Annotated in this window: 5 protein-coding genes; all 5 read right to left on the bottom strand. The window is 44.8% G+C overall.

Translation table 11 applies throughout. From position 1 onward, the window contains the following. Positions 1 to 275, bottom strand: a 275-nt coding sequence (locus VLN09_RS07280; RefSeq protein ID WP_325245104.1) for an ATP-binding cassette domain-containing protein, incomplete at its 3' end; no start/stop codon positions are given. Positions 276 to 339: 64 nt separating this feature from the next. Beyond that, the gene (locus VLN09_RS07285) at positions 340 to 1521 is read right to left on the bottom strand and encodes an ABC transporter permease (protein WP_414709103.1); all 1182 of its coding nucleotides are present in this window, start codon (positions 1519 to 1521) and stop codon (positions 340 to 342) included. A 77-nt stretch (positions 1522 to 1598) separates the two neighbouring features. Next, positions 1599 to 2840, bottom strand: coding sequence for an efflux RND transporter periplasmic adaptor subunit (locus VLN09_RS07290; protein ID WP_325245112.1), 1242 nt, complete (start codon positions 2838 to 2840; stop codon positions 1599 to 1601). Between the two features lie 177 nt (positions 2841 to 3017). Beyond that, the gene (locus VLN09_RS07295) at positions 3018 to 3167 is read right to left on the bottom strand and encodes a GlpM family protein (RefSeq protein WP_325245108.1); all 150 of its coding nucleotides are present in this window, start codon (positions 3165 to 3167) and stop codon (positions 3018 to 3020) included. Between the two features lie 134 nt (positions 3168 to 3301). Next, on the bottom strand, positions 3302 to 3968 hold a 667-nt coding region (locus tag VLN09_RS07300; RefSeq protein WP_325245110.1), incomplete at its 5' end, for a universal stress protein.

Genomic DNA, 3968 nt, shown 5'->3' on the forward strand with positions numbered 1-3968 from the left:
CTACTGCCACGTAAAGCGGTGCGACCGGCATCATTCATAGTACTGGTTGCCTGACCCAACAGATACAGCTCACCGCTAGTTGGCTGATCTAGTAAACCTAGTACATTTAATAAGGTGCTTTTACCCGAACCTGAAGGACCAATCAGTGCGGCAAAGTCATCGTTACTGATAGTTAAGTCAATACCGTGCAGCACCTCAATCTCATTAGGTTGACCAATGTTATAAGACTTTTTTAGTGCCTCTAAACGCAAGACTTCGTGAGATTCACTAGACATAAGGGTTGACGTCTTATCAAAAGAATTAACAGAATAATTATTTAAAGTGGCACTGGAAACATGATTAGACATAACGAATAGCCACCACTGGATCGAGTGCCGCTGCTCGCCGCGCTGGGATAGCTGCTGCAATAACACCCGTTAACGTTGCTAACGACATAGTCACTAAGATTAAGTTTATCGATATTGGAATCGTAAATATATTGGGTCCGAAAGTATTAAAGGACCAGACCAATACATAACTGACACCACTACCAACAATGGAGCCTAACAAGCCAAATATAGCCCCTTGAACCAAGAATATTCGCAATATTTGCTGACGGGTTGCGCCCATTGCTCGTAGGATACCGATCTCTCGCGTACGCTGTACCACGCTAACTGATAGTACACTGGCAATGCCAAAAGCCACCGAAATTGCCACAAAAACTACAATCATATTGCTAGATAGGCTTTGAGCAGTGAGACCACTCAGTAGTTGGGCGTTGGTCTTAATCCAGCTTTCTGCTTGCAGCGAGGTCAAGCGCCCAACTTGCGCAGCGATTTCCTCTGCTTCAAAGATATCTTCAACAGTCAAATCAATGACTGTGATACCGCCCGGCAAACTAAGTAAGGACTGCGCTTGCTTTAAGTCTAAATAGACATAGCGCGCATCAAGCTCTCGTACGCCGAGCTCGAATATACCAGCGATATTAACTATGGCACTGTTGCTACTGACGTCATTACCGCTACTGCTACTATCACTACTGTCTTGACCGGTATCTAAGCGCAGCTTGCTGCCGACTTCTACACCCAAGTCTTTGGCCAGTTCACTACCAATCAACACATTATCTGCGCCCACTCGCAGCTCGCCACTGATTAGATATTCATTGAGTGGTATGATCTTTTGATAGCGCTCCAGATCAGTACCTACTAGTATCACTGATTCTAGTGCCTCACCACGCCGGACAAAACCAGGCCCAGACACGTTTGGCGATACGGCAGTTAACAAGGGCAGTTGATCTAGTGTGTCGGTTATTTGCTGCCAATTATTAATGGAACGTAGACGCTGTGGACGCTTGTCTTCTTGTATCAGTTGCAGCGTATCATCAGCAGGCGGCGCTATGAGGTTGACTTCATCTGGCGATACTAAGCGAATATGCGCCTGACTGCCGAGGGTACTGTCAATAAGGTTAGTCTGCAAACCTTGAATCAATGCTGTTATGAATATGATGACAGCGACACCTATCGCCACTCCTAAGGTAATCATGAGCGACTGTATTCGTCCCTCGCGCAAAAAACTAATGGCGATATTGGCATCAATCCAAAGTTTACCGAAAAAAGTCGTCAATTGACTGTCTCCGCTGCTTGGCTCTTATTGTTTACCGTCGTCATCTTGTCAGTATTATTACTAGCAAAAGGTGCTACTTGCTGAGTAGTTCTAACTCGTGCGCCATCAGCTAATGATGCAGTTGCATCAACTAAAATCTCGTCACCAGCACTCAGACCTGAGAGCACCTCTGATGCTGATAGCCCACGTAATCCTAACCTCACTTGTTGGTGTTGTACTTTACCATCGCGCAATAGCAGAACGTCAGCATTGTCTTCTTTAACATTGGCTAGCGCATCATTGGGAATCACTAATGCCTTTGCACGTCGATCCGTTTCGATATTTACAGATACGGTCATGTCTTGGCGTAAGAACCCAGGTACAGGATCGACGGCCAATCGCACTTCTACCGTACCACGCTGTGGATCTATGCTTGGCGCAATAAAGCTGATACGCACGGGGAACGGTTCATCAGGATAAGCATCAGCAATAGCGATGGCTTGTTGCTGCACTTCTAGGCGTGATAAATTACGCTCATCAAGCGGTACTCGTATTTCAGTATTACCATCGAGGGCTATAGTGAATAAGCTTTGACCTGGCTGTACTAACTCCCCTATTTCGACATTACGAGTCAAGATAGTGCCTGATACTTTGCTACGGACTTGCGTTTTGTTCAGCTGCGCCTGCAATGCTGCGATACGGGCACGTAATAAGTCCTCCTCTACACCACCAGAGGATAATGCCTTTGCTTTCAGGCGAGCATTTTCAAGGTTATTGCGTGCTTGGGCTTGAGCTTGGATTGCCTGTTCCATCTCTTCATCAGAGATGGCTGAGATGGCCGCTAACTTACGCCTACGATCGACATTACGGCTAGCCTGCGCCAATGCGACTTCGGCATTAGCCAAATCTACTGCTGCCTGTGGACGGTTACTACTGGCCAGCTCTGCCAGCTCTGCCTCTGCTTGACGCACTTGAGCAGTCACTTCATCGGAGCTAAGTACTAGCAATAGATCACCAGCTACTACTTGCTGACCTTCCTGTACCAGTCGCTCTAATACTACACCCGTCACTTCACTACCAATCTCAGTACTTGAGACTGCAACGATACGTCCAGTCGCTACTACCGTCTGTACCAAAGGCATGGAAGATACTCTATAGCTTGGTAATAGTGGTCCTTGCCACCAGCGAAAGACTAAAAACCCTGCGACAGCGATGAGCAATAGCGCACTAACAATAGACTTATAAGGAATGGCGCGCAATGAGCTTCTCCAATTCATAGTAAAGAGCTATCTAAGCACAGCTCCTGCTAAATTTGATTATTATAAGATGTTACCCGAAAGATTTTACTAAAATAATAAGTGTTTCAAAAATAAGTAGATTAGCTGAATGTTGCTAGTTTTTTAGCGATACTTGTCTCTTATGCTGGCTACTGTAGTTCACATACCGTTAGTTAGTATATAGCCGTAAGCAATATTGCTATGACTAAAAACTAGCGCTGCTTTTAAATCTGCGGTACTACGCTGCGTACCGACTAAAAAATGACTGATTAAAGTAAAGGTTGAAAATAATGCTGCAAGCGCTGCCAAATAAAAAACCGAGTTTAAGCAAGTAGTTGAATGACCAACACCATTAACGTGCCTATGAACATTTTTAGCCAAATCATGTTGCGTTAATTTTCTGTCATACCTTTAATCATAATAATAGTTATACACATTACCCTTTAGCGCACTAAAATAACCGGTGAGAGCGTACTAGCAATAATCTCTGTTGTTGTACTACCTAAAAACAGCTGCTGCCATTTAGAACGTCCATAAGCCCCAATCACGATAATATCGATGTTGTTGTCTGCTTGAAACGTTAATAATCCATCAACGGCATCTGCCTCAGGTAAGTGATGCGCCTTGACTATAAAGCCTGCTGACATGAGTTCCGCAACTGCTGCTGCTAAGCTTTGTTTAGACAACTCATCATGATGACCGACCATCACGATATGACCTTGCAACCCTTTAAGTAAATAACTCCTAGCAACCATTTTTGTAGCGGAAATGGCTATTTTACTGGCATCAAAGGCAATCATATACGAGGTAGGCGTGGTAAATGCTTCTGAACAAATTAAGATAGGTATGCTGGACGCGCGCGCAACCGTTTCGATTTGGCTGCCAATATTAATTCGACTGCCTTTATGATCTTCCCCACGCCGTCCCATTACGATAGCGCGGTTTTTTGGGTGGAAATGCTCAATAGCAGGTAACAGCTTACCGCGACGTTGATAGACCTCAACATCTACATCGAATTGGCTTTCAATATGGCTTTTTGCATCTTGGACCAATGCGGTGCTATAGCTGTTGACCACTTTGGCTCTTTGTTCATCTAATTGGGTTAATTCT

It is taken from the genome of Psychrobacter sp. (assembly GCF_035469765.1).
Lineage (GTDB): Bacteria > Pseudomonadota > Gammaproteobacteria > Pseudomonadales > Moraxellaceae > Psychrobacter.